At 52.2% G+C, this 22,442-nt stretch carries 20 protein-coding genes; 3 read left to right on the forward strand and 17 right to left on the reverse strand.

All coding sequences use genetic code 11. From position 1 onward, the window contains the following. Window positions 1–95: 95 nt before the first annotated feature. The 3 genes from K3T82_RS40680 to K3T82_RS40690 form a co-directional block, all read right to left on the reverse strand. On the reverse strand, window positions 96–1,805 hold the full coding sequence (locus tag K3T82_RS40680; protein ID WP_220199209.1) for a zinc ribbon domain-containing protein: 1,710 nt from the start codon (window positions 1,803–1,805) through the stop codon (window positions 96–98). 210 nt (window positions 1,806–2,015) lie between these two features. Continuing rightward, on the reverse strand, window positions 2,016–3,251 hold the full coding sequence (locus K3T82_RS40685; RefSeq protein WP_220199210.1) for an NAD(P)/FAD-dependent oxidoreductase: 1,236 nt from the start codon (window positions 3,249–3,251) through the stop codon (window positions 2,016–2,018). 271 nt (window positions 3,252–3,522) lie between these two features. Beyond that, window positions 3,523–4,230: a metal-dependent transcriptional regulator gene (locus tag K3T82_RS40690; protein ID WP_236031859.1), complete on the reverse strand. Its 708-nt coding sequence runs from the start codon at window positions 4,228–4,230 to the stop codon at window positions 3,523–3,525. A gap of 152 nt (window positions 4,231–4,382) precedes the next feature. Here K3T82_RS40690 and K3T82_RS40695 point away from each other — a divergent pair, with 152 nt between their 5' ends. Beyond that, entirely contained in the window at window positions 4,383–4,856 is a 474-nt protein-coding gene (locus K3T82_RS40695; RefSeq protein WP_220199211.1) for an NUDIX domain-containing protein, read from the forward strand. An 85-nt stretch (window positions 4,857–4,941) separates the two neighbouring features. Here the strand turns inward: K3T82_RS40695 and K3T82_RS40700 are convergent, their stop codons facing one another. The 11 genes from K3T82_RS40700 to K3T82_RS40750 form a co-directional block, all read right to left on the reverse strand. Next, window positions 4,942–6,453: an MFS transporter gene (locus K3T82_RS40700; protein ID WP_236031860.1), complete on the reverse strand. Its 1,512-nt coding sequence runs from the start codon at window positions 6,451–6,453 to the stop codon at window positions 4,942–4,944. Window positions 6,454–6,680: 227 nt separating this feature from the next. Then, a complete protein-coding gene (locus K3T82_RS40705) occupies window positions 6,681–7,169 on the reverse strand; it encodes a MarR family transcriptional regulator (protein WP_220199212.1) in 489 nt (162 codons plus the stop codon). Between the two features lie 200 nt (window positions 7,170–7,369). Further along, a complete protein-coding gene (locus K3T82_RS40710) occupies window positions 7,370–8,524 on the reverse strand; it encodes a hypothetical protein (protein WP_220199213.1) in 1,155 nt (384 codons plus the stop codon). Then, window positions 8,518–9,213: a hypothetical protein gene (locus K3T82_RS40715; protein ID WP_220199214.1), complete on the reverse strand. Its 696-nt coding sequence runs from the start codon at window positions 9,211–9,213 to the stop codon at window positions 8,518–8,520. The genes K3T82_RS40710 and K3T82_RS40715 overlap by 7 nt, the downstream gene beginning before the upstream one ends. Window positions 9,214–9,535: 322 nt before the next feature. Beyond that, window positions 9,536–9,985 (reverse strand): M67 family metallopeptidase, encoded by a 450-nt coding sequence (locus tag K3T82_RS40720; protein ID WP_220199215.1) that lies wholly within the window; start codon window positions 9,983–9,985, stop codon window positions 9,536–9,538. Then, window positions 9,979–10,914 (reverse strand): PLP-dependent cysteine synthase family protein, encoded by a 936-nt coding sequence (locus tag K3T82_RS40725; RefSeq protein ID WP_220199336.1) that lies wholly within the window; start codon window positions 10,912–10,914, stop codon window positions 9,979–9,981. Before K3T82_RS40725 ends, K3T82_RS40720 begins: the two co-directional genes overlap by 7 nt. Window positions 10,915–10,939: 25 nt before the next feature. Continuing rightward, entirely contained in the window at window positions 10,940–11,212 is a 273-nt protein-coding gene (locus K3T82_RS40730) for a MoaD/ThiS family protein (RefSeq protein ID WP_220199216.1), read from the reverse strand. 124 nt (window positions 11,213–11,336) lie between these two features. After that, complete coding sequence (gene moeB, locus K3T82_RS40735) at window positions 11,337–12,518, reverse strand: molybdopterin-synthase adenylyltransferase MoeB (RefSeq protein ID WP_220199217.1); 1,182 nt, start codon at window positions 12,516–12,518, stop codon at window positions 11,337–11,339. A 347-nt stretch (window positions 12,519–12,865) separates the two neighbouring features. Then, window positions 12,866–13,909, reverse strand: a complete 1,044-nt coding sequence (locus K3T82_RS40740) for a HEAT repeat domain-containing protein (RefSeq protein WP_220199218.1) — start codon at window positions 13,907–13,909, stop codon at window positions 12,866–12,868. A gap of 338 nt (window positions 13,910–14,247) precedes the next feature. After that, complete coding sequence (locus tag K3T82_RS40745) at window positions 14,248–16,572, reverse strand: xanthine dehydrogenase family protein molybdopterin-binding subunit (RefSeq protein ID WP_220199219.1); 2,325 nt, start codon at window positions 16,570–16,572, stop codon at window positions 14,248–14,250. A 454-nt stretch (window positions 16,573–17,026) separates the two neighbouring features. After that, entirely contained in the window at window positions 17,027–18,322 is a 1,296-nt protein-coding gene (locus K3T82_RS40750) for an O-acetylhomoserine aminocarboxypropyltransferase/cysteine synthase family protein (RefSeq protein ID WP_220199220.1), read from the reverse strand. 332 nt (window positions 18,323–18,654) lie between these two features. On the opposite strand from K3T82_RS40750, the gene K3T82_RS40755 reads away from it, so the two are divergent. Both K3T82_RS40755 and K3T82_RS40760 read left to right on the forward strand, forming a co-directional pair. Further along, window positions 18,655–19,182, forward strand: a complete 528-nt coding sequence (locus K3T82_RS40755) for a CoA-binding protein (RefSeq protein ID WP_220199221.1) — start codon at window positions 18,655–18,657, stop codon at window positions 19,180–19,182. A 35-nt stretch (window positions 19,183–19,217) separates the two neighbouring features. Further along, on the forward strand, window positions 19,218–20,072 hold the full coding sequence (locus tag K3T82_RS40760) for a hypothetical protein (protein WP_220199222.1): 855 nt from the start codon (window positions 19,218–19,220) through the stop codon (window positions 20,070–20,072). 46 nt (window positions 20,073–20,118) lie between these two features. Here the strand turns inward: K3T82_RS40760 and K3T82_RS40765 are convergent, their stop codons facing one another. The 3 genes from K3T82_RS40765 to K3T82_RS40775 form a co-directional block, all read right to left on the reverse strand. Then, window positions 20,119–20,322: a hypothetical protein gene (locus tag K3T82_RS40765; protein WP_220199223.1), complete on the reverse strand. Its 204-nt coding sequence runs from the start codon at window positions 20,320–20,322 to the stop codon at window positions 20,119–20,121. 206 nt (window positions 20,323–20,528) lie between these two features. Beyond that, window positions 20,529–21,542, reverse strand: coding sequence for a Gfo/Idh/MocA family protein (locus K3T82_RS40770; RefSeq protein ID WP_220199224.1), 1,014 nt, complete (start codon window positions 21,540–21,542; stop codon window positions 20,529–20,531). Window positions 21,543–21,591: 49 nt separating this feature from the next. After that, window positions 21,592–22,365 carry a metal ABC transporter ATP-binding protein gene (locus tag K3T82_RS40775; protein ID WP_220199225.1) on the reverse strand — a complete coding sequence of 258 codons (774 nt, stop codon included), beginning with the start codon at window positions 22,363–22,365 and terminating at the stop codon, window positions 21,592–21,594. Window positions 22,366–22,442 lie beyond the last annotated feature (77 nt).

The following is a 22,442-nucleotide window of genomic DNA, read 5'->3' on the forward strand; positions in this document are numbered from 1 at the left end:
AGCTGATGTACCAATACAGTTGCCCTCTACAAAGCAAGAGGAGTAGTTAAGATTGTTAATCTCAACCACTCCTCTCAAACAGTCGCAATAGAGCTCTACAGAAACTTAAAGGTTGTGCGTACGTGGGAAAACGTCGCTTTATCAAAATTAGTGTATGAATTCTGGGGCGCTTTGAAGCTTATCATATAGAGATGCCCGTTATGATTGGTAGCCAGCAAAACAGCGGTATAACTCGCGCTTTGCACGTCTATCGAACCATGCAGTTGCGTCCACTGAGCGCCTCCAAATGCCACTGAGCCACTGGGTGTAATATTATCCATACTCAACTTTGTCGCCTGCTGGGTCAGGTACTTGGTCAAATCTGATGGGGCATCATTGGAGATAGCGATATCGATAAGTCCGGTTTTAGTACTATCACCCAGGGCAATGCTCTGGCTGGATGAGCCAGCTAGGGTTGTCCAGTCGGGGGGGAGCTCCATTGAGATTTTCGCGGTCCCATTACTATAGGTCTGCCAGGCCGGTTCCCCCTGATTGAAAGGGTGACCAACAATAAGCCAGAAACCCAGGCCGCCCAACACAAGAATAGTTACCAGCACACCAGCAATCAGCTTGCCGCGACCTGCCGAAGACTTCTGATCTGCGCTTTTGGGTGGAGTAGGCTGAACGGGAGAAGGAGTCGCGGGTGCAACCTCATTCGAGGCGAACGCGTTATAACCTTGCCACTCTGCAGCAGGTTGGGGCGTCTCTGGAGCATTTTCCGTTGGGAAGCCATGCTGATCGAGCCCCAGAAACGGCGTCGCTGTTGGATCAAGTTGAGTGGGACGATCCTGATTCTGGAATGGGTGTGGCGTTTCCAGTACCGTCTTGTCATCGAAGCCCGGCAAGGAAGGGCTCTCTGGGTGCTGGCGGGGGCTGTTGCCTCGCTCGACAACAGGAAAGGCATCCTCCCCATTCCATGTTGGCTTTGCAAAATCATCAGCGAGTGGTAGAGGAGTCTTCGGGCCTTTATTCTGAGGAGCGGGCTGGGCAACGAGTGGGGTCGTCTCCTGCATCTCGAAACCTTCGCGACGCTGACGCTCCTGATCCTCATGCAGCTGACTCTCCTTGCGGATATCCTCAACTTGAAGTGACTGCGTGGGCAGGTGCTCAATATCTTCGGCGTCGTGGGTGTTTTTTTGCTTCTGCTCTTTCTCAGGCTCGGTCATTTGCAGGGGTCGGGTAGGCTGAAGTTCAACCTCATCATCAGCTAAGGGGTGCTGATCGTGAACATTCTCATCCTGATCCCAGACCTTGACTCGAAACTCACCAACCTTGGCAGGAATAGGCACAGCAGCAAAATCATCGAAGGAAATTTGAGTGGAAGCGGCCTGCTCTCCGTCTAGCGAGGGGGAAGCTTCCTTTGTCACCATGTGCGTGACGGGTTCCGGCCAGGAGATATCACCGCTCTGGCGGGTACGCGCATTGGAGACCTCGCCCTGCCGCGATTTGCTCTCTCCTGATGACGCCAGGCTCACGGAAGAAGCCTCTACACGTGGTGATTTCGCGCCGCTACCACCCTGGTCAAGCTTCCAATCGTCCTTACGCGCCGCTGAGGATGGCCTGGAACTTTTGGGATGGCTATCAATGGAGTGTTTCTTCTCATCCTCCGAGGTAGGAGACGACTTTTCCTCGTGAGAGGCAGCTTGCGCCTTGGCCCTGGCGTGAGGACTAAAGGGGTGTGATGGAGTGAGCGTACCACAATTATTACAGTATTTGGCATCCTCACTTGATAATGGGTGTCCGCAATTAGCACATTTCAATTCCACAGAAATGTCTCCTACATCTAGCTTAGGGTGACACGTTTGCTGCTGTTTACGATAGCGTATTATTTCTTACACAGTCAAGCATTTAGGCATAAATTAGGACATAAGATATACATTTAGTAATTTATAATTATTTTCCCAAACAAGCACCTGCTAGACTCTTCAAAAGGGACTTGGTGGGTCGTGACTCTCCGACCCACCGGACAAGGCACTCTATTTCAATGTCAGGACAGCTTCGCGCTCCTCTGGCGTTGCAAGTACCTGCTGATTCTTGACAAGTTCTACGAGTTTTTTACGCCCCTTGGGACTACCAATCATCAGCACGCCAACCAGGCGATTATCGCGCAGGAAGAGTTTGCGATAGTTATCATTCCCCTTTTCACCGGGTTCGCGACGTGCCACCGCTTCCAGCTCAGGATTGTTGGATTCGGCGGTACCAACGACGGCGATATTCACATCGAAGAGAGGGCTGGTATAGGTTGGAACATCGAGATAGGCCTGATGCCCACCCACCATGTTCGTGCCCACGATACGACCATGAGCCATAGCGTTATCCCAGGTTCCCATCGTATGATGATAACCAATGGTAGGATCATAGAACTCGGCCACATCACCCGCCGCATAGACGCCGTCAATATTTGTTTCAAGAAACTCGTTGACAACGATACCACCACGAATCTCAATAGGCGTATTCGCAAGGAACTGGGTATTCAATGTGATACCCAGGCCAACCCCAATCATATCAGCCGGGATTTCACGACCCCTCTTGGTCTTCGCGTACGCAGGAACACCATTCTTAGAAATGATGCTCTCGATTTCGTCACCATGAATGACCTCGACACCAAACTTGCGCGCGATATTATCTACCACCTCGCCACCCTCGGGATCGAGCGCGCTACGCAACCAGTATGGACCACGCATCAGCCAGGTTGTGTCTAGCTTGCGTATCGCGAACCCATCACACAGCTCATAGGAAATAAAGCTACCGCCATATGCGAGGGCCGTCTTCGATTCCTGCATTCGCTCAATGATCGTCTTGGTATCATCAAGCGTCACGAAATTATAGATATGCTTTGTGCCAGCAGCACCGTCAACATTTAGCGTGTTGGCCCAGCCGCCAGTAGCAATCAACAAAGCATCATAAGGATAAATCTGACCGGTGTTGGTCACCACAACACGCTCTTCGGTGTTGACACTAATAGCCAGCGTTTCCGTAACCAGATTGATATTGCGTTGCTCATGCCAGGCAAAATCGCGGATCATGACCTTCTGTTCGACAATAACACCCTGCAGAAAGCGCGGAAGCGAGACGCGATTGTAGAGGGGGTAAGGCTCATTGGTCAGCAAATGAATACTTCCATTGGGATCATTCTTGCGTATGGTTTCAGCTGCCGTGGTACCTGCAACCCCATTTCCAATGATGACATATCGTTTATCGTGCGTTGCCAAATCAGTGTCTCTCCTTTTTGCGTTTTTGTCGTTCCTGAAGCATGGAGCTTCCCTTTGGAGTGCATCTTAACATAGTTTCTAAGTGGTTGGTAGTAGCAGAGTTCTGCGACAAAATACCTTCCCCAAAGAGCCTAGCACCTGGTAGGAACGGCAGTGTTCGTGGTTGAGCGACAATGACTCGCACAATGCACGCCTCTCCTGTCCTTCATTGATAGTATCGAGTAAGGATTGAGAAACGCAACAATTCACGTCAAAATCTATGACATTCTACCTACGAGGGGGTAATATCTTGTGGGAAGGGGGCAACAATAATATGCTCAGCCAGTTCGAGGCTCAGCATATGCTCAACCTGGGAATCAGGAGCGCCAACCAGAACACGGAGAGGGCCACCAAAAGGCGTACGCTCAATGACCTCTATCCGGGCCTCCGGGTAGAGTCCCAACTTACCGAGGTAACAGAGTTTCTCGGAATCCTGGTCGCTGACGCGCACAATAGAAGCCGAGACACCATCGGGAAACTGTGACAACGGTACGCCCTGGCGTAGAGCAATAACACCATCTTTACTGGGAATAGGATCACCATGGGGATCGACGGTGGGATAGCCCAACAATTCATCGAGCTTCGCCTCAAACTCCTCGGAAATGACATGTTCCAGACGATCCGCCTCCTCATGGACCTTATCCCAGGTATAACCAAGCTGGCGCTCAAGGTAGAGTTCGAGTAGACGATGATGGCGAATCACCTCAATCGCTTTACGCTCACCTAGCTCGGTCAGGCGTACACCGTGATAGGGAACATGCTCAACCCAACCAGCTGTAGCGAAATCTTTGAACATCATTGTGACCGTAGCATCACTGACACCCAGGCGCTCGCTGATAGCTGAGGTGGAAACCTTCTGCCCTCGCTCTTGCAGGGTGTAGATCAACTTTAGGCAATCACTGATACGCGGTGCAAGTTCCTGGATAGGTTTGGACACCATATTCCTCCGCTTTGTTGAACATATTCATCGCTTCCGCCGTTTCATCATATCAAAAAGAGGGAATGAATGCAAGGACAGAATAAGGTCTTTTTATCTCAAAAGCTGCACTTTTCCCTTTACACGCAAAGCTGGTATATGATACGCTTGAGCACATGGACAATGAAACTTTCTATGCCACGCTGCCACGCAAACGCATGGGAGCATCAGCCCTCTTCTTCAACGAAGCCGGGAATATATTGATTGTCAAACCGAGCTACCGGCCAGACTGGCTCTTTCCTGGCGGCGTAGTGGACGCCGACGAGTCACCATTGATGGCATGCAGACGCGAGATATTGGAAGAATTAGGGCTACAAATCCCCATAGACCGCTTACTCTATGTAGATTACAAAGGGCGAGATGGATATAAGACGGAGAGCTTACAGTTCATTTTCTACGGTGGAGTACTGAGCGAACGCGAGATCGCGGCTATACGCTTGCAAGAGGCTGAATTGCTGGCATACCGCTTCGTCAACTATGAGGAGGCGCGACAATTACTCAGCACACGGCTGGGAGCCGCCCTACCAATGGCGTTAGATGCCATTCAACAGCATGGCGCGACCTACTTTGAATACGATACCGAGATATAGCATCGTACTATTTGGCAAAGAGAAGCACTGCCCGCTTGTAGATGACTAACAAGCGGGCAGTGCTTCTCTCCGTTGGCGGAAGCCCCTATCGGTGCGCAGGACGCAGAGCCGCGACCACCATCGCGACAACGCTAATGAGACAGGAGACAAGGAAGGCCGTGTGTAGACCGCTCATCAAGGCATCCTGGGCAGAGGTGAAGTTTCCCATGCCTTTCCCGTAGATGAAGATCTGCATCACTGCCTCCTGCGGCACATTGCTTAGCGCTAGCGGGAAGACAATCACGATACTGAGCATCTGACCCACATTATTAAGCATGTTGAGAATGCCAGCGGCAGCACCGCGCATCTGAGGCGTAACCGCGCTCATAATCGCGTTGGTATTAGGCGACGAGAAGAAGCCAGAACCACCACCCATCAGGGCCATAAAGACAGAGAGCAGCCAGTATGGCGTATACGGCTCAATAAAGACCAGCCCCAGCAGGCCGAGAGCCGAAACGAAGAGCCCAATGGGAGCCAGTATCTTCGAACCAACCCGGTCAGAAAGACGACCACTCAAGGGGCCAATGATTAAGAAGAGCAGGCCAAAGGGAGTAAGCATCAGGCCCGCAATCAGGGGGTCCTGAGCATACGGCCCTTGCAGATAGAAGATCAGCAAGAAGAGCACAGCACCACGCGCGATACCATTGAGCAGGCCACTCAGGCTCGCCAGCGCGAAGAGGCGATCCTTGAAGAGGCGCAACTGAATCACAGGCTCTTTCACACGCGGCTCTACAATTCCAAAGATAATCAGGCTAATCACGCCTATCACAAACAGAGCAATGGTGACAGACTGGGGCAGCATTGGGAAAGCGATCATGGATAGTGAAAGCAGGACGCCAATGAAGCCAACCGTTAGGGTAATAACACCAACCCAGTCAATATGCTGGCGAACGGTATTCTTGAGCGGCTCACGCAGACGCCAGATACCCCAAATCAGGCCAAAGATGCCCAGTGGCACATTGAAGAGGAAGACCCAACGCCAGGAAATCTCGGTGAGCAGGCCGCCCACAATGGGACCAAGCAAGAAGCCCGCCGCGCCCGCAATCTGATTAATGCCCAGACCCAGGCCAACCTGACCTTTCTTAAAGGCGTCCGTCACAATAGCGGTTGAATTGGTGACCATCAATGCGCCACCAATACCCTGAATGACGCGTCCCACGATGAGATCAGCCCCCCTGAACTGGGGCTGAGCCAGGCCCGCGACGAGTGAACCAAGCGTGAACATTAAGAAGCCACTATTATAAAGAAGCTTACGTCCAAAGATATCCGCTAGGCGACCCACAATCGGTGTAAGCACCGTCATAATAAGCAGGTAACCCATAAGAATCCACATGATTACAAAGAAAGAAGCATGCAACTCTCCCATGATATTTGGAAGAGCAATCAGGAGAGCAGAACCCTGGATAGACGCGAGAAGAGCACCAACAGTCGTCACAGAGAGGGCGGTCCACTGATAGCCATGCGGCTGTTCAGGTTCGTTACCAGATGAAACAGCCATTTGAGGTAACGCTTCCGCCATGGCACCAGAGGATTCTGAAGACAGATGAGAAGATTGCATTTTGTTCCTTCCATAAATTATAGATAGTGCACCAGAAGAATATCTATCCCCCCTACCAACCAGGAGATGTAAAACCTTTAACACCTCTTACTGTCCAAAACAGGTACCGAACGCAGCCCAACACATACTCACATAGCAAACGAACACAATGACATAACCCTCTCTACATGAGGGACTAGCTGATCCAATAGATTCTGAGTTTGACACCGATATGCTACGAAATAGCGCTACATTTCCACTTCGGTCAAATGCTGGAGGGCGGGGAGAGCTGCCACAATGCGCTCACGCTCATCATCACTGAGTTGTTGCAGACGACGTTGTAAGGTTGCCAATCGCACATGGTCAAACATGGCTATCACCTGTTCGCCACGCGCAGTAGGTTGGACCCAGACGGTACGCCAGTCTTCCACGCCGCGAGAGCGCTCTACATAGCCCTGCGCGAGAAGGCGCTTGACCATCGCGGTCGCAGTCGAGGGAGCAACTACCGCATATTCAGCGAGTTCCTGCATACTGCAACGCTTGCACTTCACAAGGATGCGTAGGAGTGATAACTGGCCCGGCGTGGCCTGGATTTCGGAGAAATCTTGCCAGATTTCATCCTGTTGATTTTCATGCGTAGCCAGGACATCAGCGTGCACCCGTCGCTGCAAGCGCGGGATAAAATCAAGAAGTCCTAGCGCAAGCGCCGCAAGGTCCTGCATTGAATCGTTTGCCATAAACCATACCTGTCATTTCGACAATCTAAATATACTACATACAAAGTAATGGCTGCAAGCCACCCTCGCCACTACAGGTAGCGAGGGAACTCAGAGATGGTTGCACGGGCGCATTACATGACCATTCCTGAGCGAACACAAAGAAAGAGCACGCACCAAACCTCTAATCCGGCCCAACATCAGGGCAGAATAACACCTGCCTAAAATGGTTGGTAGATCACATAGCCCGCGAAATGATAAATGGTGAACTGTCTACTTGAATAACGCAACTGCAAGCGAAAGGTTTCCGCCAGAGATGACCCCTCCTCAAAGACATACGCCGCGTGCGGATCAGAGGTTACGATGGTAGCATAGAGAGGATAGCGATTTTGTCCAGGCATGAGCCGCTCACGCAAGGCGCTACAAATGATACGCTCCTGACTACGGAAAGTGAGTCGGTCGCAAGTCCAGTAATCGGAGTAGATATGGAGCGTATGGATTTTCTCCAGATTCTCAATCAGGCTGCTTTCCTGACGATTAAAGGCCTGGGTCTGCGGAAGCCCCTCATAGCGATACACCCCAATAATCGCGAACTTATCATAACGCGACTCAACAGAAGGGGCAGGCGGATAACCCTGCACGATACTCCTGGTGCCAAAACTAAGAATTGTCGGAACGAGAAGCAAGAGGCTAAGGCGCGCCAGAGCGCCTGTACTCATCAGAAGCTTTAAAGGAGAGGCAAGAGACTGGATAGCCTTGCCCGAAAAGCCGAGCACGTTACGAATACGTGAGCCGAACGCGAACCAGCCCACAGCGTTGAGTCCACACCCAAGAGGCCAGAGGAGAGCGGGAGTCGTCATCAAGAGTGCCGAAAGATACCGGATATCAGCAACCGGATAGAGAGCAGCACTGGGACTCATCAGAAACAACAAGAGCGTGATAGCGGCATTAAGCAGAAGCGTCAAGCGTCCAAGATGACAAATGAGCAGATCACGCCGCCAGATACCAGTAGCCCTTCGGGTACGCACAATACTCCATAGCGACCAGGCTACCATCCCCAGGGCAAACAGCCATAGGCAGAATAGCGCTGTCGTCCAGCCAGTATGCATCAACGTACAACGCAGGGCAGAGACATTCTGGATACGGAAGAGGTGAATATCGTTCAATGAACAGAGAGGGGACGAACCAGTCGCGCCGGGAAGCGCTATTAGTAACGCCCCCTTGATTTGCAACGGGAAGAGCACCTCTTTGGGAGGGAGATCAATCCCATTGGCATTCTGTACATAGAAGAGATAGGAGAGCGTATCCTGACCTGGCTCAGCGTGATAGTTGTAGAGGATATAGGGAATAAGACCACAGCCAAAACCAATCAACAACGCGACCGCTCCCCCCAGAGCAGTTCACGAAGGCAAAAGAGCAGAAGCAGAAGGCCAGCAATACCAACCAGAGGCAAGATCAGCATATGGCTCCAGATTCCCAGGCCCGCCAGAAGCCCCCACAGCGCATAGGCAAGCAAACGCCAACCACGCAGAAGACGCTCACGACTGTAGGTGCGCGTCAGCCAAAGCGTCAGCACCAGAAGACCAGTCGCAAACATCAGCATCTCAGGGATACCCCCCACTGCTACAAGCTGACGCGTCAGCACAGGAGCCGAGCCCAGGCTGAGTAAAAAGAGGGTGAAGAGGGCCCAATTACGTGTATAGAGCATGCTCACCAACAAATACATGCCAAGCAGAAAGAGCGCGAAAAGGAGAATTAAGCCCAGGCGCAGAGCGAAGAGCGTAGGACCAAAGAACGAGAAGAGGGCCGCGCCAAGATAGGCTTCCAGTGCTCCCATGTATCCCTGACCATAGAAAAAGACAGGGAAATCCTGTTTGTGCCAGATATGCAGGGCCATTAGGCCCATCGTCGCTTCATCGCTATCCATCTGAGGCCAGCCCATTTGCACCAACCATATCCGCAGGATAACTGCCCAGGCAATAAGGAGGCCAGCCATCAAGGCATGAGTGTTAGATTGAACTATCTTCAGGGTCACAGTAAATATATGTTTACGCAAGCGCTTCATGCTTGTATAACCTTATGTATCGCAGTATTCAAGGGTACTCCCATGGCTCTTAATAGAGGCAATCAGCAAGCTTGAGCCCTGAATATGTATGCACAGAGCTTGAGCCTGCGCAGGGAAACCGGCTCAATTGATAATATCCTCCGCTCTCAGGCGAATGGGAGGCATGCAGGCAGAACGAGGATTCAAGCCCTTGCCAACCCTATTGTATACAAGCGAATAGTCATGAGGTATAGCCACATTGTGACCAGATGGATAGGGGAAAAGACATAGGTAGCCCTGTAGGGAACGCTACAAGACTACCTGCTTTGAGAGAAGTGCGTTATCAGGCAACTGGAATGCGCTCGATATGTCCCTCAGTCACCTCTCCATGTGCATTAATACGGAAGACGCGCGCATAAGGAGGTTCGGGACGATATTGAAGGGAGAAGATCACATAGAGGTAGCCACTACGCTGCGCCCACTCACGATCCCGTACTGAAGGATACGCCTCACTTATTGGATGCGAGTGATAGTAGATCATCTCGCCATCGTAGGCATCAATATCGTTAAAGATATGTACGATATCACTCTCGCTGATGATAGAGAAATCATCAGGATGCTCAGCGGCATTGCGCGTTGGGTAGTGCTTGACAACGGTACCATTCAAAGCGCCAAGCGCGCCGCAGGCTTCGTTGGGATAGCCATCAATGACGTGCGCCAGCATCTCTTGATAATGATCTTCTGGGATACGCACGACAAAGCTCTGATTTGAGGGGTTTGTTTCTGCTACCATAATACTTTTGACTCGAACTCCTCCTCGATAGAATCCAGGTTGCGCGTCCACAGATCCTCACTCAGATACTTCCAACCACCATCAGCCAGGAGGGTAACCACATTCCCTTTCTCCAGGCGCTCGGCAACACGAATGGCAGCATGAAGTGAAGCCCCACACGAAGGGCCGGCAAAAATTCCCTCCTGATCCTTAAGCTGACGTGTACGCCGAATGGAATCGGCGCTGGAGACCAGGATTTTCCCATCGAGTACACTCTGATCAAGCACAGGAGGAACAAAGCCATCAGCCAGGCTACGCAACCCCTGCACGCCATCACCCTGCATTGGCTCAGCAGCCATAACTTTGATGGCAGGATTATACTCTTTCAAGCGACGCGCGGTACCAGTGAGCGTGCCTCCTGTACCGAGACCGGCCACAAAGGCCGTAATATCGGGAAGATCTTGAATGATCTCTACAGCGGTACCGTGATAGTGAGCGCGCGGATTTGCCCCGTTGCCATATTGGTAGAGCATAACATAACGCTCATCCTGAGCAACTATCTCCTGCGCGCGCTTCACCGCGCCATTACTACCCAAACGCCCCTCGGAGAAGATAATCTCCGCGCCATAGAGTTTGAGCAATTGCGCTCGCTCGCGAGTCACATTATCGGGCATGACAGCGACAAACTGATACCCTTTCAAGCGAGCGATCATCGCCAGGGCGATACCAGTATTGCCGCTGGTAGGCTCTAGCAGAACGGCACCGGGGACTAGGCGACCATCAGCCTCCGCCTCTTCAATCATGCGCAAGGCGACGCGATCTTTGACACTACCCGTCGGATTGCTCCCTTCAAGCTTAGCATAAATCGCGACGCCCGGATGGGGGCAAAAACTCTTCAGTTCGACCAGAGGCGTATTGCCAATCGTCTCAAGGATATTCCCATAGCGCATGGTACTCACCTGTGTTCCTTACAAATTAGCGGCCACCAGCCATCGCAGGTAAGAGGATAACAGTATCATTCTGGCCGACAGCAGTCTCCAGACCCTGAAGATAGCGAACATCCTGGTCATTAACATAGACATTAATGAAGCGGCTCAACTCCTGCTCTGGTTGAATCTGCTCTTTCAGCGCGGGGAACTGCTCATAGAGGTCGCTGAGGATCTCAGCAAGGTTATCGCCTTGAGCGCTTACTTGCTTTGCCCCGCCAGCGCTCGCACGCAGTACAGGTGCCAATCGAACGGTTGCCATAGGTTCTTCTCCTTAATGCATACCCTATGCGTTCAGTCACGCATAAGAATGTTTGAAATAGCGGAGAGCACCGCTCGCCATATATTTCTTGATCGTGTGATGCTCTCCAGACGCGCTTCAGAGCTTATAGAGCGCAGACATCAGCGTATGTTGGTAAATCTTCGGGATGACCATCCTCGCCACAAGCTGGGCACTTGGGGTCACGGAAGAGCTTCAACTCGTTAAATTCTCCCGCAAGGGCATCATAGGTCTGCAAGCGACCAATCAGAGGATCGCCAATACCTAACAGCAGCTTAATCGTCTCGGTGGCTTGCAAAAGGCCGATGATACCGGGGAGAACGCCAAGTACGCCAGCCTCAGCACAGCTGGGGGCCAGAGCTGGGGGCGGTGGCTCTGGATAGAGGCAGCGATAGCATGGACCATCATATGGCTTGAAGACGGTTAGCTGACCCTCAAAGCGGAAAACACTTCCGTGTACCACAGGCTTATTCGCCAGCAGTGCGGCATCATTGAGCAGATAACGAGTGGGGAAGTTATCGGTACCATCAACGATGACATCATAGTCGGCGATAATATTGTGAACATTGCTCTCGTCCAGGCGCTCAAGATAGGTTACTACCTTCACATCAGGATTGAGCTTTTGCAGCGTCTCTTTGGCGGACTCGGCTTTATACTGCCCAACACGATCTGTATTGTGAAGAATCTGACGCTGAAGGTTACTTTCGTCAACGACATCGGCATCAATAATACCTAGGGTGCCAACGCCAGCGGCGGCAAGATAATATGCCGAGGGAGATCCTAAGCCACCCGCGCCAATGAGCAACACCCTGGAATCAAGGAGTTTGAACTGGCCCTCTTCGCCAACTTCGGGAACGAGCAAGTGACGGCTATAGCGGCGAGATTGCGCGTCGCTCATCAGCCGGGGCATCTCAAACTCGTAACCGCTACCTTTCCACTTTCCAAAGCCGCCAGCCATGGAGATCACATTTCTATAGCCCATCTGCTGAAGGGTATTACCCGCCATCAGGGAGCGCACACCACCAGCGCAATAGAGCACTACAGTCTGATCTTTATCGGGGACAGCTTCTTCAATCTGAAGCTCCAGGAAGCCACGGGGCACGTGGATCGCCCCTGGGATGTGCCCTTCATTCCATTCATTCTTCTCGCGCACATCAACCAGGGTCACGTCCTGGGCTTGCGCTCCTTCCTCACGCTGCTGAGCAAGAGTTTCACGCACCTGAGTGGCGGACCATTCAGGCACTTGCTGCCTTGCCTTGCGCATGATTTCACGGGATGCCTCGCCCATGTTCACACTCCTTATACTTGAGAAAGTTAATCAATTTAGTTCCGAAATTGCTAACCACAGCTTACAATCGTGTGCAGGACTTGTCAAGGAATTTAGAAAGCCTGTTTCGCCTCCTACAGTGGCAGGGGAAAGGATGGCGTGGATTCCCCACGCCCAGGCAAAAGAGAGGTGCTTACCTCTTACCTCTCCTGCTTTTTTTGTTACGAAATAGCTCTCAATGCGTTGAAAACAAAGCATTGAGAGCCTTATAGGCTACAATGGCGACATTCTTGAGGTACAATAACGTCACTATTCATAACAGAGGCGGAACAATGGTTTATTCCCCAATATATGGAGCAGCATGAGAGTCAAACCGGAAGCAAATGATCCGCATAAAGTTGATTGAGAGCTTTCCCAGCGAGAGGAGGAAGCGCGATATCAAAAGCTACACCGTTCACAGCCTCAACGACCGGCTTGAGAGAGGGCATTAATCTGGAGTCGCGCAAGTATAGTTGGTGCAGGACATAACAGGAGGTCTCCGCCAGAGACAGAGTAGGGATCACGCCTTGTAACTGGCGCAATACCGGTTCCAGGCTAGCTTTGCCATACTTCACCAACCCCTTCGCCGCCATCCATGCCACCCCATAATCTTTATCACGTAGACCCTCAACCAGGTAAGGCAGCCCACGATAATCTTGCATCTCACCAAGGGCACGCATACAATGCCATCGTATCCAGGGAGAAGCACTATGCAATTCCTTAGCCACAACAGGAATCGTTGTGGGGCCAATCTGAACCAGAGCCGCGAACACTTGGTTGACCATCTGCTCATCGCCGCTCTTCAGCATCTCAAGCAGATCAGGCACAACGGATGGATCATGCATCTTACCTAGCGCTTTCACGGCCTGCAAGCGAACAGGGTGTGAAGGATCGTGGAGCGCAGCTTCGATGAGTGGCTCACCTGCGCGATCGCCAATCTCGCCCAGAATCGTGATGGCAGCGCTACGTATCTCATGGCGGCGATCACCTATGCCTGCAAAGAGAACACGCTCGATGCGTTGGCGTGGCATAACTATATCGGGCATAAAGAGCGTTCCCAGGCGTATGCGCGCATAAGGCGAGCGCAACTTCGCTGGTACGACGAATGGCTTGCCTGCCCATGTTCCCATAGCAATGAATTCGAGCAGGTGTTGCGCAAGGCGATCATCATTGAGGGAAGCAACCGCTTCCTCGGCCCGTTTGTCATTGCTAATAATCCAGAGCATTAAACGCCAGGCGGCTCCTCGTCGTCCTTCAGCGGCATCTCGTGCTAACTGAGCTGGCGAAACATCTCCGATAGGAGGAGTCTCATCTGTTGTGGTGGATTGAGCTATGTGCGTCTTCTTCATCGAAGGGTCATCAAATAGAGACATGATTGTGATTACTCCTTGCTATCTGCTCTACAAGCACCCATCAGCTTCCATTCATACACGTTTATCTGAACAGTGTTCGTATATTGAACAGTATTCGGGTAAACTACCAGGGGTGACTAGAGTTGGATGTGCCATCTCTGAACCCTCCTCTGGGACCTCTCTTTCAGCTTACTCTCTATCGAAAAACCTGAGTGCATTCGAGATGTGACAAAAACCAACGTCACGACCGCGATGAACACTCACATGCCCATGTTTTCGTACAGGGCTCGCCACAAAAAACAGACCCCTTCGATGGAAGGGGTCTGTTAGACAGGTTTAGAGAACTAATTGTGTCCCAATTATGCCTCATTCAAAGCAGTGAAGAGGCGCTCGGGAGTGACCGGAATGGTGAGCACATTTACACCAACAGCATCGGCAATAGCGTTAACGACCGCGCCCGCTACGGGAACCACTGGGGGCTCGCCAATACCCTTAGCGCCATAGGGGCCAAGGGGCGCGGGAATCTCAACCATAATAGTTGAGATGTGCGGCACATCAAAGCTATGTGGCAGTGCATAGTCCATCAACGTAGGCGTGAGGAGTTGACCGTTCTCATCGTACTCATACCCTTCGAACAAGGCCCAGCCTAGTCCCTGAGTGATGCCGCCATGCATCTGACCCTCGATCTCAGCCGGATTTAGAGCGCGACCCACATCCTGGACCGCGACATAATCCAGCACTTTGACCTCGCCAGTATCGGGATCAACGGCCAGCTTGACCAGATGCGCGGAGTACATAGGCGACGTCGAGGTGTTGCCCGCGCGACCACGGCCATAAACCGGCTCATAACGGCGCGTAGACATCTTCGCGACCTCCTTGAGGCTGACATTTTTGTTGGGCACACCACGCACGACAACTTTGCCATCCTCAATCTCAAGGTCGCCCTCAGCGGCTTCGAGCATGTTACTGGCAATGCTTAAGATTTGCTGGCGTGCGTCGCGCACAGCGGCAAGCACCGCCGGACCCATCGAATAAACGGTCTTACTTCCACCAGTACCCCCACTATAGGGCATAGTATCGGTACTATCATGCACCACATTGACATTGTCAACCGAGAGGCCCAGACCTTCAGCGGCAATCATTGCCATTGTCGTATCGGAACCTGTGAGATCGACAGTACCCAGAACAACTGAGAGGGTACCGTCGGATTCCAGGCGGCAGGCCGCAGCGGCGGGCTCTGTGCCACCGGGCCAGCCGCCAATGGCAACGCCGATGCCACCCTTCCAGCCCTCCAATTCGGCGGGAAGGTTTTGCTTTTCCTCGGCTCGATTGACCCAGAGAGGATGCTTCTGCAACTCCTCAATGCACTCGACGAGGCCGAGGCGCGGCCAATTGCGATGGTCAATCATGAGGTCGCCTTCGCGCAGAGCGTTTAGCTTACGGAACTCCAGCAAGTCCATCCCCAACTCAGCACACAGTTTATCGACCGCCGTCTCCATCGCATAAGCAGCCTGGGGTGCACCCGGCGCGCGATAGGCACCCACGCTCACCTTATTGGTCAATACCTCGTAGCAGCGCAGATCGTAATTGGGACAACGATAGGTGGTTGTCAGCAGATAACCCAGCAAACCCGCGCCAGCACCCGCATAGGCACCAGAATCGAGAATAGCTTTTCCCTGAAAGGCAACCAGCGTGCCATCACGCTTCGCGCCTAGCTTCAGCGAAATCACGGCCTGAGGCGCGGGGTTACCGGCCATCAGATCCTCCTGGCGCGTGAAGACCAGGCGCACAGGTTTACGCGTTCGATAGGCCAGCGCTGCCCCCAATGGCTCAATCAGACCAAATTTGCCACCAAAGGCTCCCCCAATGGGAACTGACTCAACACGTACCTGGCGCTCAGGCACATCCAGGGCCTTCGAAATATCCGAGCGCACACCGAGCATGCCCTGAGAGCTAGGCCAAACAACCATCTGATGGCCTGAAACACTGGGAGCAACAAGTATCGATTGGGGTTCCATATACGATTGGTGAACCGGGCGCGTGCGCACTGTATGCTCGATAACCACCTCGGCCTCTCGCCAGCCCGCCTCAATATCGCCCAGCTTCATATGGACTTTATTACAGACGTTCTCGGAAAGCGCTTCCTCTTCTTCCTCCTCGACCGAACCTGTATCAACAGCCGCGTGCGCATCGCCGCCAGCTATCTCACCTGCTTGATTGGAATTCTGAGTGCGCGCGAGGGGTGAGCTAGGTTTGATTGCTTCCTCAGGATCAATAGCCACGGGCAGAGGTTCGTAATCCACATCTACCAGCGCGACACCATCCTCGGCTGCGGCTTCTGTCTCAGCAACAACTGCCGCGACAGGATGTCCACTCCAGCAAACCTCGCCAATAGCCAGGGGTGACTGCGTACGTGAGGAGGACGTCGGATTCGTCAGTTCAAGCGTCTCACCCGTATAGACCGCGACCACGCCAGGAACCTCCAGCGCGGCACTGATATCAATAGAATTGATCTTGGCATGCGCGTAAGGGCTAAGTGCCAAGCGAGCATGAAGTAAATTCGAGTGCGATATATCGCCAGTGAAGCGGGTACGCCCGGTCAGTTTATCCGGGGCATCTTGCCTACGTGTCCGCTTTCCAACATGAAGATTTTGTGTTGAAGTCTGCTCTACAGCTTGTGTCATGCGGCACGAACTCCCTTTAATTGGATAAGGCTACTTTGCAATTGCTTGAGCACACTCAGCCTGAGGGCGAGCATCTAACGCACCAAACGATCAGCTTGCGAAGGCTCAAGCATGAAGACATTAGTAAATGTGTTTGACAATAGAACAGGAACTGAATAATGCGACCACTTACGCTCACTCATACACATCCCCAATACGCCAAGCGTTATTAGTGGGAAGAGAGAGGTCGCGCGAAGCACGACAAGGTTGAGGAATAAGTCGGTTGCTTTTCTCAGTGTATCACAATTCTTCGCCATCTGTAAGCGCACAAGTCTGATATTCCAGTTCAGGCATTTCTATGAGTGGTGAGAGTAAACGCCTCAAAACGTTCAAAAAATTGTGGTGCGCACCACAATTTTTTGAACGTTTTGACAAACATCCCATCGAAACAGGCGAGCACAACGGTAAGCACTCCTCAATTGGCGGCACGCAAGGCCTGATCCAGATCCCAAAGAATATCTTCAATATCCTCAATACCGATAGAAAGTCGAATCAGGTCAGGCGTGACGCCTCCTGCAAGCTGATTCTCCTCCGACAACTGCTGGTGTGTGGTGCTCGCAGGATGAATGATTAGGCTACGCGCGTCACCGACATTTGCTAGATGCGAAAAGAGCTTTACGCCATCAATGAGCTTCTTCCCCGCCTCATAGCCGCCTTTGACCCCAAAGGTAAAGATAGCGCCCGCGCCACGCGATAAATATTTTCGCGCCAGTTCGTAGGAGGGATCATCCTTCAAACCCGGATACCGTACCCAGCTTACAGTTGGATGCTCGCTCAGAAATTCAGCAGCGCGCTGGGCATTAGCGCAATGGCGCTGCATACGCAATGAGAGCGTCTCAAGCCCCTGCAAGATCTGGAATGAATTAAAGGGGCTGATGCAAGCTCCCGTATCACGAACTGTTTCGCAGCGCAGCTTCATCACAAAGGCAAAATCGCCGAAGGTTTCGTAGAAGCGCACGCCATGATAACCGGGCGAAGGATCAACAATATGTGCAAAGTTGCCGTTATCCCAGGGAAACTTACCAGACTCAACGACGACACCCGCGATAGAGGTGCCATGACCGCCAATGAACTTGGTTGCCGAATGCACCACAATATCCGCGCCATGCTCAAAGGGGCGACAGAGGTAAGGGGTCGCGAATGTGCTATCAACGACCAGCGGAACACCCGCTTCGTGAGCGATATCAGCGACAGCCTGAATATCCAGCACATCACCACGCGGATTACCAATAGTCTCACCATAGAAGGCCCGTGTGCGCGGTGTGATCGCACGGCGGAAGTTCTCTGGATCACTGCTATCCACAAAGATTGTCTTGACACCCCAGGTACGCAACGTAATATCAAATTGCGTATGCGTCCCACCATAGAGGGAACTAGAAGCAACCAGTTCATCGCCCGGACGAAGGAGAGTCATCATCGTCGCCATCTGTGCCGCCATGCCGGAAGCGGTCGCAACCGCGCCAGTTCCACCTTCCAGAGCGGCCAGACGCTCCTCAAAGACGGCGGTAGTTGGGTTCATAATGCGTGTATAGATGTTGCCGAAGCGTTGCAGGGCAAAGAGATGTGCCGCATGTTCGGTATCGTCAAAGACATAGGATGTCGTCTGATAGATTGGTACAGCACGCGCACCGGTAGCCGGATCGGGACGCTGGCCCGCGTGAACCGAGAGGGTATCAAATCCAAAAATATGCTCGCCATCAATCTCAGGCATTAAGGAACCTCCATGGTGAGAACAAAACCAATAAGCACCTACCCGCTAAGTATAAGACGCGAGGATCGGTTGCGTCCAGAGAAAGAGAGAACTTCAAAGCCATCGATTCAGCCTGAGCAAATACCGATATTCCGCAAAAGCAAGTTATGCAGAGCATGTTCCAACGCCGCCACATGGTTCCACTTCAGGCTGCATTTGTGTAGTGCGACGTCTGAGCATCTCAGTTGGCTGCGCTCAGGCAAATGTATGGCTTGCTGTTAAGCGCGACTGAGGCTACAATGAGGAGGAAGCGAGCAAGAGTCAAGTATCATTCAAACGAGGAGCGGTGCCATATGAACGAAGCGAAAACGGAAAAAGCGGCGGCAACGATGCCAGACATGTATGGGCGGCTACGTATTCTACAACAATATAAGCACATCGCAATTGTAGGCGTATCAGCAGATCCTTATCGACCGAGCCATTTCGTCGCCATCTATTTGCAGGCGGAGGGATACAACATTATCCCTATAAACCCACGCTACGCGGGACAAACGCTGCTGGGCAGGCCAGTATACGCCTCGCTCAAGGAAGCTAAAGACGCTGGTGAGACCATAGAGATCGTGGATGTCTTTCGCAAGGCAACGGATACGCCACCTATCGCGCGCGAGGCGGTTGAGATAGGCGCGAAGGTGCTATGGCTGCAACTGGGCGTGCGCAATGAAGAGGCAGGGCAGATAGCACAGAGCGGAGGGCTGACGTTCGTGCAGGACCGATGCGTCAAGATCGAGCATGCGCGCTTCTTTGGCGGACTGCACATGGTCGGCTTGAATACGGGTGTTATCCTCTCACGCAAACTGGAAGAGCCACAGAAGCCCCAGTAATACAGCAGATATATCGCTAAGATCGGAGAGCGAACATGAACGCTGAACGGTTCTCTACGGAAGAACTGGGCAGGGAGCAGCTTGCGCGCCAGGACTCATTTGAGATCATGCTACGCCGTCAGGGATGGCACCTTGTTCGCCATAAACCTGTTTATACCGATCCACGCGTCATCCGCCTGTATCAGAACCAGGAGATGACGCTGAGCGAGCGAGAGCGACACTTCTATGAGGCATTTGGAGATAATACCTTTCGCAAGCTCCTACGTCACATTTTCTTTCACAAAAGTAGCTCATATGCAGACCTCAATCGTATCTGTGTGGGCGAGCAGAAGCTTGAGCGCAACCTGGAACAAATGGAGCGTTTTTACCTGATTACCAGTGAGGACAAAACCTATCACAAGAGTTCTGCCTACAAACACATCGACAACCTTGGGCCTACATTGGAGTGGTACGTAGCAGCCTGGTTTCGAGAATGGCTACAGGTTCCGGCAAGACATGGAGTCGCAATCAAAGGCGTTGCAGATGGGGGCGATCTGGACGTAGTAGCATTTGTAGACGGCATACGCGTCATGGTCGAGTGCAAATCGGGTAGCCCAAACCAGATTACCGAGAACGAGCTACGGCTCTTCCTGCGGCGCGCGGCGGATTTCAATCCAGAGATCGCGGTGCTCTTGATTGATACCGAGAGCTATATTGAGCGCCAGGGGGAACGCCTTAGCGAGTTGCGTACAGGGGGAGATCCTATACGCTCACAGGATGACCATCATGGTCTCTTTTGGGGAGCAAGGCATATCTACGTCGTTAACGCCCGGCCGAGCATTGGCGACGCGCTCTCCGCCGTTCTACGCCTCTACTATTCGCGCATCAGACATATGTCATTTTTCCGCTAAGGAGTCGTATTAATACAACTCCTTAGCGGAACGCTGGGGCATACTGTCAGGAGGTCTCATCAGTGTCAGAATCTGATAAAGAGGATTGCTGATTCTGTAAACTCTGAAACGTCTGACGATACGCATTCAATACGTCCATCAAGCCAACAGTCTCATCTACATTCAAATCAAAAGCAATACCAGATACATGTCGAAGATTAATACCGCTCTCCAACACCTGCACACGATACCGTCCGATAATCGCTTCCATCAAAACCTCCCAAGAGCCCGGTCCTGGCGGGCAACCAACCCGCAAAAGGGCGCTTCTTATCATACAGCTAAACAGGAGCCAGTGAAGCTCTTCACTCTATAAGACGTTTGAAGACACGGAATTTATCGATACGCTTCAAGACATCTCAACGATCTTTGAACAACATATGAGTGCTGAATAGCTTCTGATCCAAGAGGTAGTGGTAGCTAGAGAATGGGCCAGTCATGACCAGCGGCCTCATAGATGGCCTCGATAGTCGCCATATTTTCCAGAGTTTCGCTCAGACCACGCAGGGGCTCGCGACCTGTACGGATGCAGTCGGCGAAGTGCTCAACCTCAAGCTGATACTGGTCAACAATAGCAAATTTGCGTTCGCTCATCTTCCCATTCTTCATGGCGAAGACAATACCTTCCATATTGCGCGGAGTAAAGGGAACGGGAATCGTAATTGAGCCAGCATCCCCGATGACCTCGGCAGACTGCCGCATAGGTTGTTCAAAGCTGGAATCGATCAGTCCGTAGCGCCCCTCGCCAAAATCGAGAATCGCATTCATTGTCATATCGACACCACCAACCTTCTCAACGTGCACGCGAGCCGCAACCGAAACAGGCGATTGTCCGTAGACGGCCCGGCAGAAGTTCACGGCATAGCAGCCCACATCCATCAGAGAGCCACCCGCAAGCTCAGGCTTGATACGAATATTTTCATCGCGGCCTCGGATATCGAAGGCAAAGGAGGCACGCACCTGTCTTACCTGACCAATCTCTCCCGTGTGAATGCGCTCCAAGGCCCACTCAATCTGTGGATGAAAGCGATACATAAAGGCTTCCATCAGGAGGCGATTGCTAGCATTCGCCGCGTCAACCATCTCGCGGGCCTCCTCAACGGTAACAGCCAATGGTTTCTCGCAGAGCACATGCTTTCCCGCTTCGAGTGCGTTAATGGCCCATTCCACATGCAGGCTATTAGGTAGAGGAATATAGACAGCCTCGATCTCAGGATCGTCAAGCACCTCCTGATAACTTCCATAAATACGTGTCTGGGGAGTGAAGGAGTAGACATCTCTGGCGTGAAGCAAGTCGCGACTGCCAACAGCGGTTAGCACACCATTGGATGAGGCTAAGATAGCCGGAGAAACGGCTTTGGCGCCGATATTAGAGGTGCTAAGGACGCCCCAGCGCACAGGACGCTGCTCAACAGACGAGGAAGTTGACTGCATAAAATCGCTCTAAATCCTTTCCACTTGCACAAAATAATGAGTCACATGTTTACACTTCAGCGCCAACAACAAAAATACGGTCCAGAGCATGGACGACTTCGACAGGGGAATTGTAGAGGCGGCTCAGATTTGCACTGGTAATGACTTCATCTGGCGTACCAATCAGGCTTTGCCCATTAGCGATGTAGATAATCCGATCCAATACAGGTAGCAAGGGATTGATATCGTGAGCCACCAGCAAGACAGTCACGCCGCGCGCGCGACATACATTACCGACGAGGGTCACAATGTCCTGCTGGCGAGCAATATCCAGGCTTGCCAGGGGCTCATCCAGCAAGAGAATGTGTGGATGAGTTAAGAGTGCCTGAGCGATCAGAAGGCGCTGTTGCTCACCTCCTGAGAGTTGCCCCACGGGTGCATCCGCATAATGTAAGGCATTCACCTCTTCCAGAGCCTGATAAATGATGGTATCCCGCTTACGGCTGGGCAGGCTAAAGCCCCAGCGATTCCCATCGAGACCAAATCCCACCAGATCGCGCGCGCGCAGCATCAAATCACCGCCAAGAGTACGATGCTGGGGAGCGTACCCGATATCTTTATTGCCACTACGCGGGGAACGCCCAAGGACGCTGATCCGACCGGAGGTGGCATTGATGAGCCCTAGCAGCATTTTCAATAATGTACTTTTACCCGCTCCATTTGGCCCCAATACAACGATAAACTCCCCCTGTTGGATCGTCATATGAGCATCTTGCAAGATGGTTCGCTTCCCAAATGAAAGGGAAACATGCTGCAAAGTGATGGCTGGCTCCTGTATCGTCACGTATCTATTCTCCCACACCTATCTATCGTTTAATTGAGACGTTGTATCCGTAACCATAGTAACACACCGCCTATGGA

The organism is Ktedonospora formicarum (assembly GCF_016587355.1).
Classification (GTDB): Bacteria; Chloroflexota; Ktedonobacteria; order Ktedonobacterales; family Ktedonobacteraceae; genus Ktedonobacter; species Ktedonobacter formicarum.

Excerpts from the sequence above, each read along its gene's own strand:
- K3T82_RS40690 (WP_236031859.1), bottom strand. The coding sequence starts at position 4,230 with ATGGTGTCCAAACCTATCCAGGAACTTGCACCGCGTATCAGTGATTGC.
- K3T82_RS40695 (WP_220199211.1), top strand. The coding sequence starts at position 4,383 with ATGGACAATGAAACTTTCTATGCCACGCTGCCACGCAAACGCATGGGA.
- K3T82_RS40700 (WP_236031860.1), bottom strand. The coding sequence starts at position 6,453 with ATGCAATCTTCTCATCTGTCTTCAGAATCCTCTGGTGCCATGGCGGAA.
- K3T82_RS40705 (WP_220199212.1), bottom strand. The coding sequence starts at position 7,169 with ATGGCAAACGATTCAATGCAGGACCTTGCGGCGCTTGCGCTAGGACTT.
- K3T82_RS40715 (WP_220199214.1), bottom strand. The coding sequence starts at position 9,213 with ATGAAGCGCTTGCGTAAACATATATTTACTGTGACCCTGAAGATAGTT.
- K3T82_RS40720 (WP_220199215.1), bottom strand. The coding sequence starts at position 9,985 with ATGGTAGCAGAAACAAACCCCTCAAATCAGAGCTTTGTCGTGCGTATC.
- K3T82_RS40725 (WP_220199336.1), bottom strand. The coding sequence starts at position 10,914 with ATGCGCTATGGGAATATCCTTGAGACGATTGGCAATACGCCTCTGGTC.
- K3T82_RS40730 (WP_220199216.1), bottom strand. The coding sequence starts at position 11,212 with ATGGCAACCGTTCGATTGGCACCTGTACTGCGTGCGAGCGCTGGCGGG.
- moeB (WP_220199217.1), bottom strand. The coding sequence starts at position 12,518 with ATGGGCGAGGCATCCCGTGAAATCATGCGCAAGGCAAGGCAGCAAGTG.
- K3T82_RS40740 (WP_220199218.1), bottom strand. The coding sequence starts at position 13,909 with ATGTCTCTATTTGATGACCCTTCGATGAAGAAGACGCACATAGCTCAA.
- K3T82_RS40745 (WP_220199219.1), bottom strand. The coding sequence starts at position 16,572 with ATGACACAAGCTGTAGAGCAGACTTCAACACAAAATCTTCATGTTGGA.
- K3T82_RS40750 (WP_220199220.1), bottom strand. The coding sequence starts at position 18,322 with ATGCCTGAGATTGATGGCGAGCATATTTTTGGATTTGATACCCTCTCG.
- K3T82_RS40755 (WP_220199221.1), top strand. The coding sequence starts at position 18,655 with ATGAACGAAGCGAAAACGGAAAAAGCGGCGGCAACGATGCCAGACATG.
- K3T82_RS40760 (WP_220199222.1), top strand. The coding sequence starts at position 19,218 with ATGAACGCTGAACGGTTCTCTACGGAAGAACTGGGCAGGGAGCAGCTT.
- K3T82_RS40765 (WP_220199223.1), bottom strand. The coding sequence starts at position 20,322 with ATGGAAGCGATTATCGGACGGTATCGTGTGCAGGTGTTGGAGAGCGGT.
- K3T82_RS40770 (WP_220199224.1), bottom strand. The coding sequence starts at position 21,542 with ATGCAGTCAACTTCCTCGTCTGTTGAGCAGCGTCCTGTGCGCTGGGGC.